Source organism: Candidatus Cloacimonas sp. (assembly GCA_039680785.1).
GTDB lineage: Bacteria > Cloacimonadota > Cloacimonadia > Cloacimonadales > Cloacimonadaceae > Cloacimonas.
In genome coordinates, this window is sequence record JBDKSF010000057.1 from 1 (window position 1) to 7,114 (window position 7,114).

Here is a 7,114-nt window from a genome sequence, read left to right on the forward strand (position 1 = left end):
TCGCAGTGAGTTTTCTTATGATGTAAAAACAGTCAGTACTGCAGTTATGGGTTGGCAAAACCCTGATAGCGCCAATCTCATTCGCGGTTTGGATAGTGACCCTACTCCTCACATTGCGAATAACTGGGTGGATATTCCAGAACAATTTAGACCGGACTCATCTCTTCCTCCAGATAAACGGTGGAATATGAACGCTTTAGTAAATCCTTATACGGCATATCGCTTGCGTCATGATTTTCAGGGTTATGCAACTTGGGGAAGAAGCGGTAGTGGTAGCCAAGAGGACTGGTCTATGATTAATCGTTGGGATAAAGTAGATACAGCTCAGGATATTGTGGATTATTCAGTAAATAGTAATAGCGATACTTTATTCGTAGATTTTGGCGGTTATCGAGGCATAGATACTGACTTACCCAATAAAAATGCTTGGCAGGTACCTGTTACCGAATATCATAAATATTATTGTTTCGATGAGAATTATCAGTTTGCACCCTGTGGTGATACTTTCTACGGTTGGCCCATCTACGAACCGAATCCAGTTATCAATGGTAATTCCATAGATGATATAACGAATTGGTCAGATGTTCAAGCAGCTGCAAATAATATCGTAGGTCCCGATACTGAAACCACCAAACTGATGCGAGCACACTTATTTAAGAACAGCGTAATACCGGAAAAGATTTTTGACGCTCTTTACGATCCTCAGCTTATTCCTTTGCTGGGTTTTGCTTTCCCAGCGGGAGAAGCAAACTTTACTCCCGAGCAGGATGACTTGCAGGAGCTGAAAGAAGATAGATTGGCAAGACGCTACTATAAATCGGAAATTATGTATCCCAGGAAAGGGGTAGAATATTATACCGCTATAACTGCTTATGATCGTGGTATTCCTTCCAACGATTTAAATTATTTGGAGACGGGTAGAGATGCCGATGCCAATATGAAAGTATTTTTCCCTGGCACTTCAGCAAAGGGGAAAATGGATAATATTATGGTGATTCCCAATCCTTATATTGGACACAGCAGTTTTGACGGTCGAAGAGAAAATGATGAAAAGGGAGACAAAAGCAGACGGATATGGTTTGTAAATCTTCCTAAAGCTTGTGACATAAGAATCTATACTCTGGCAGGTGACCTTGTGAAAACTATAAAACATGATGGTGCTCCCGTTACGGATATTATTACCATTTCCAAGGCAAGCACTACTGGGATAGCCGCAGAAGGTATGGAAAGCTGGGATCTTCTCTCCAAGCACAAACAAATTATCGCTCCCGGCGTGTATCTTTATTCAATCGAAAATAAAGCCGACAATGAAGTTAAGGTCGGTAAATTCGTCATTATTAAATAAGGGAGGAACTGTGAAGAAAGTTCTAATTGTATTACTGGGAATAGTGCTTACCTGTTTACCTTTGTTTGTTTCAGCCAAACCTTTTGGCAAGACAGGGACGGTAGCTTTACAGTTTCTTAAGTTTGGAGTGGATGCACGAGCCGTAGGTATGGGTGAAGCATACACAGCCGTAACAGATGATATTTCCTCTGTCTATTGGAATCCAGCTGGTTTAGCGCCCGCTTTTGAAAATCAAGTATTTGTTTCGCATACGAATTGGGTAGCGGACATAATGCATGAATTTGGAGCTGCAACATATACTAACGGGGTTTCTACCATAGCGTTATATGGTAGCGTGCTGCATATGGATGATATGGATGTAACCGATGAAGAAACATTTGGTCCCACAGGAGAGAAATTTACCTGCAGCGACATTGCTTTGGGAGTTGATTATGCACAGCAGTTCACTAACAAATTCTCCGCTGGCGTGGGTGTTAAATACTTAAGAGAAAATCTGTATGAATATAATATAGATAGTTATGCAGTTGATATGGGCTCAATGTATAATACCGGTTGGCGGAATATTAAAATTGGAATGGCTATGCGTAATTTCGGTCCTGACATTCGTTTTAGAGTGGATGATGATGACGACGGTAGTTACGATGAGGACCCCTTTGACCTGTTTGATAATGACGGGGATGGTAGTATTGACGAAGATAGAATTGAGTTAGAGAGTAAAATTCCTTTAAGTTTCTCTCTCGGAATCAGTGGAGATATTATGCGGGAAGGAAACAATTACTGGATTGCGTCTTTTCAGATGGATAATGTTATAGACCGGCTGGAAACATGGAATCTGGGAACCGAATTTAAGTTAGGTAACCTGTTTCTACGGGGAGGATACCAACTCAATTATGATACTAATGGTCTATGTGCAGGAGTGGGATGGCAGGTTCCTACTTCGCTTGGAATTTTCAATATTGATTATGCCTATACCAATATGGGCGATTTGGCTGAGGACTTTTTAACAAGTGCTCACCGTGTGTCTATTAAAATGAGATATTAAAGAATCTAATTACGATTCAGGAGGAAATAATGAAAAAAGTCCTAATTTTCACCTTATGTTTGTCCTTCCTTGTTAGTATGGCTTTTGCACAAGAAATGATTCCCACTATCGACAAGGTGGCAAATAATGTTCCCATGGGTAAACCACATATTACGAATGATCGTATGTCACCCAATTTTACATTTACTCATGCACCTTCAGCAATAATGACTTCTTATTATGATTATATGATAGGAAGTTACAACGGTATTCCTTTACGGGTTATACCTCCGGATATTCAGGGCGGCGGATATTTTATGACATATCATGGGCGTCGCACTGCAAGCGGAACTCGGCGTGTATTTTATACCTATCTTAACAGTTCTGGAAATACGATAGCGAATAGTGAAATTACAAATACCGCTAATAATGAAGGGTATCCCACAGTTGCAGTTGATCCTGTTTCTGGAAAACCCTTATATGCTTGGCATGCCAATGCTGATACTGATACTCAGCTGGAAACTCAGTTTACGGCTGATGGCTTTATCGACGGAAGTTATGGTATATTTGGCGATATCATCACTCTTATGGATAATCCTGCTGTTATTAATACTTCTCCTACAGAAAGCACTTCCGATAATGAATTTATCTGGCCCACGGCACAAATTGGACCTTCTCCCGTTGCAGGTAAAAGAAGAGTTTATGTTGTCTCGCGTAATTCTGTTACCCATTCTTATGGTCCTTCAGAAAATCCTCGGTTTGCTTATGCCGATTTTGATGCAAATCAAATTGAAGGTGGTGTTCCACTTGATTGGAATTATATGACTATTCCTGAAATGGACCAATGGAATGTGGATGATCAGTGGCGTAGGCCTTTCCATGCCTTAACTACTGATGATGCAGGAAATCTGTATTATGCCGGTTTTCATTTTGCCACTGAAGCAGATGGAACCACGGATATCAGTGAACCAGATATTGATGTTTTCAAATGTGGAAACTACGGAGAAGGGACTTGGTCACGCGTTAGCGAATGGAGTAGAATATCTACTTGGAATCCCAATTCCAGTCCTACGGATACTACTGGTTTCTTTGCCTCTGATGCCACAGGTCTTCCTTATGGAGATAATGAGATATACTTTCAGATAATGGGTGCTGGTTCAAGCCATTTGAATGCATCAGTAGATGATCTGAATAGAATTCATTTTCCAGCTATTTGGGGATTGAACAATTACGAAGGTTATTACTATCCTTACTATCAATATCCCAAGGAAGTAATATTTGATCCTACGCTTCCAGAGGACTCACAATTCAAGATTAATGAATTATGGCCACAAAAAGATGTTACCAATACATATTCAGATTTTTATCAACCCTGGGATAATGAAGCTCCTTGGGGAGAAGAAGAATTTGTGCAAGATCCGGATACTGGCACTTGGACTCCGGACTCAGTAAATAGCTGGGATTTCCCCTATTGGGATCAAAGTGCACATAGTGATGCTATGTTTTTCCATTGCAATAATATGAAAGTAACGGAAGGAAATGGTCACGGAATGCTTGCCACTGTTTGGCAGAATTGTTACCGTGCTGTTTTAGCTAATGCTTTGGGAGATCCCGACTACTCTGCATGGGCAAACACTCCTGAAATCTGGATCTCAGTTTCTCAGGACAATGGCAATCATTGGAGTTCACCGATAAAATTAAATAATATTGAAACACCAGAATTTGCAGGGCTTAAGCCAATGTGGGTATATCCTGCAGATAAAGTTATTTGGGTTAGCGATGGAGAAAATGGACGCAAAGTTGGTAAACTGGGTTTAATGTTCTATAACGATTATACTTGGGGCGCTTATGCCATTGATCCTCCCGTTGGTTCAACAAATGATGGCGGACAAGTGATGTTTACAGAATTGGAAATTACTTTCCCCTTACCTGGTGAGGCATCAGATGATCCTACCGTCACTCCTGTTACCAATATGTTGAATCAGAATTATCCCAATCCTTTTAATCCTGTAACAACAATAACATTTGATATGGCAAAGAAAGCGGTAGCGAATGTTTCCGTTTACAATGTAAAAGGACAATTGGTCAAGACCCTGTATAATGGTATTGCCGATTTTGGCAGAAATTCCGTTACTTGGAATGGAATAGACAATAATGGTAGCCAAGTTAGCAGCGGACTATATTTTTATCGTCTTTCCACAGATGGTAAGGTTGAAACCCGCAAAATGATGCTGATGAAATAATATAGCCGAAGGATATCATTCCTTCCCAATATTAAAAAAACCCTGGAGTTTTCTCCAGGGTTTTTTGTTTAGCCCAGCTCACTTGTTTAGGGAAGGGCGTTTTCTTGAGCCATAATCAATGTCGAAAGACACATTTACCCGAATATCATCTACCAGTTTTGAGTGATCAAACCGCAAATGATGCTTGAGTTCATTTTTTATACTTGAGGTAGCATCAACTTCCCTTTTTCAGTAACAACCACATAAAGAAGGGGCAGCCGATAAAAGAAGTGATAATTCCTACAGGTAATTCCATTTCCAACAAGTGGAGAGCAAGTAGATCACATACAAGCAAAAATATTCCTCCCGACCATAAAGAAAGCAAGTATATTTTCTTTTGTCCGGAAGGAATAAAAAAACGGACAATATGCGGTATAATGAGTCCCACAAAACCAATAATTCCAGCGTAAGATACACAAATTCCTATTACGATGGATGTTGATATAAATATCATTCTTCGCAGCGCAAAAGTATTTATGCCCAAACTGGCGGCATATAAATCTCCGCTGCTTAAAATATCAATGGCGGTTGACTGGAAAAAAAGATAGATTAGAATTACCAAGGATATGGCAAAAAGAATTAGAAAGCTATACCATTCTCTTTGGGTAAATATATGTCCCAAGTTTCCCATCAGCGTTCCCAGAATCAAAGCCGTATCTTGTTGATGGAGATACATTATAAGGGATATTCCCGCCGCGAAAAACATTCCGACTATCACGCCAGCTATAAGTAAACGGCTTTTATCAAATCTGCCCTTTTGATGTGCCAGTTTCCAAACCAGCAGCATAGTAAAACAGGCGCCAATAAATCCCCCCAGAGGCATCAGCATTATAAAACCTGATATTCCCAGGATAATGCTTCCCAAAGCGGAACCGGATGATATTCCTAAAATATATGGCTCGGCTAATGGATTGGCGAGCATTAGTTGATAAATGGAACCAATTCCGGCTAATGCCATACCGGTAAAAAGTGTTAAAAGTAAACGTGGGATTCGAACTTGAGAAATAATATTTGCATCTGGTTTTCCAATGGTTAAATAGGCAGATATTATGCCTAAACCAATCAAAAGCCATAGGATTAAAATGATGCGCTTTTTCATTGTTCTTTACGCCAGCTATCAAATATCCTTGCCAGTTCTTTCATTCCTTCAATACAACGAGGAGTAGCGCGTTGAATTAGATCTGGGTTGATATCCTTTTCAAAATAGATCCTTCTATTTTTTATGGCAGGGATATTTTGCCAGCCCTTTCGATTAATTATATTCTCCAGCGTATCTTGCGAATAGCAGATGATAATGTCTGGATTTGCCGTAATTACATCCTCAGATTTTACTCTGGCATAATCTCTTTCGAGAGTGGTAAAAATATTATTTCCACCTGCCGTCTCAATAAGTTCACCGGCAAAAGAGGAATCGGAAACGCTCATTAATGGGTTTCTATATATTTCCAGATAGACCTTCGGGCGAGTTTTGTTCTTGGCATTTTCTTGGATACTTGCCGTTTCTTGTTTTAAGCGTTGAATGAGTTGAGTTGCTTGTTCTTTTCTATCAATCAACATACCGATTTTTTCTATGTCGGAAAGCATTTCAGAGATATTTTTGGGATAAATGATTTCTACCGGATATCCCAAATTTTTCAGGTCTGATGCTATCTTTTCTTGTTCCAAAGCGCTGCAAAAAATGTGTTTAGGATTTAGGGATATTATCGCTTCTGTATCAATACCGCTAAATGAGCCAACGCTCTTTTTTCCCTTTAGGGAGGGTGGATAATTGCATTCAGCCGTTATGCCCGTTATATCATTTTCAGCATCAAGAGCGCATATTATCTCCGCCACTTCCGGAGAAAGAACAACAATTCCTTGCGGGACTTTCTTTCCTGTCCGGTGGCAGGAAAAAGAAAAAAGAACTGCAAAAATCACCGTAACTAATAATAATTTTTTCACTTTAGCATCCCTGTCGTCATTTATCGTATATTTTGGAATGGGTTACACTTAATATCTTATGGCAGATAAAACAAAACCTAATTCTCCACTCGCAAGATATGTTCTCTGGTTTCTTTAACTGCTCAAATCTATTTTGTTGCCTAAATATTATTTACTTGCTCTGCTTATGGATTTGAACCGCAGATTCTGCATAATGATATCTTTCTCCTTACTGTAAAAAAGTCCGCTTTTGTCAAGGAAAATGAATTTGCATATTGGTTTCAGGTGATCCATCGTCAATCGGTTAAACACTTTTAGGAAAAACAGATAATATGGATTTGGAAACAGATATAGCAATTGTTTTGAGGAGCATTTGCAATTAATGTAATTCCTTCTTTAAAGGTGATAACATCCTGATACAGAGTATGTTAACCCTTTCTTCGCTCATTTTTGCCTCTGGCTCGTTAATTGCTTGGCTCTTAGTGGATTAACTAATAACTCTGTAACATTACAGTAACAATGCTGTTATCTCGTTACTGAAGGGTT

The 7,114-nt window shown here is 39.4% G+C and carries 5 protein-coding genes; 3 read left to right on the forward strand and 2 right to left on the reverse strand.

The genetic code is table 11. The features are described from left to right. The 3 genes from ABFC98_03700 to ABFC98_03710 all read left to right on the forward strand — a co-directional run. Positions 1-1,345 (forward strand): hypothetical protein (locus ABFC98_03700; GenBank protein ID MEN6445132.1); only part of this gene is annotated, 1,345 nt, incomplete at its 5' end. Between the two features lie 10 nt (positions 1,346-1,355). Further along, entirely contained in the window at positions 1,356-2,387 is a 1,032-nt protein-coding gene (locus tag ABFC98_03705) for a PorV/PorQ family protein (protein MEN6445133.1), read from the forward strand. Positions 2,388-2,416: 29 nt separating this feature from the next. Next, a complete protein-coding gene (locus ABFC98_03710) occupies positions 2,417-4,609 on the forward strand; it encodes a T9SS type A sorting domain-containing protein (protein MEN6445134.1) in 2,193 nt (730 codons plus the stop codon). Positions 4,610-4,823: 214 nt separating this feature from the next. On the opposite strand, the gene ABFC98_03715 is transcribed toward ABFC98_03710, so the two are convergent. Continuing rightward, complete coding sequence (locus tag ABFC98_03715) at positions 4,824-5,747, reverse strand: iron ABC transporter permease (protein MEN6445135.1); 924 nt, start codon at positions 5,745-5,747, stop codon at positions 4,824-4,826. Then, positions 5,744-6,589, reverse strand: a complete 846-nt coding sequence (locus ABFC98_03720; GenBank protein MEN6445136.1) for a helical backbone metal receptor — start codon at positions 6,587-6,589, stop codon at positions 5,744-5,746. Before ABFC98_03720 ends, ABFC98_03715 begins: the two co-directional genes overlap by 4 nt. Between the last annotated feature and the right edge of the window lie 525 nt (positions 6,590-7,114).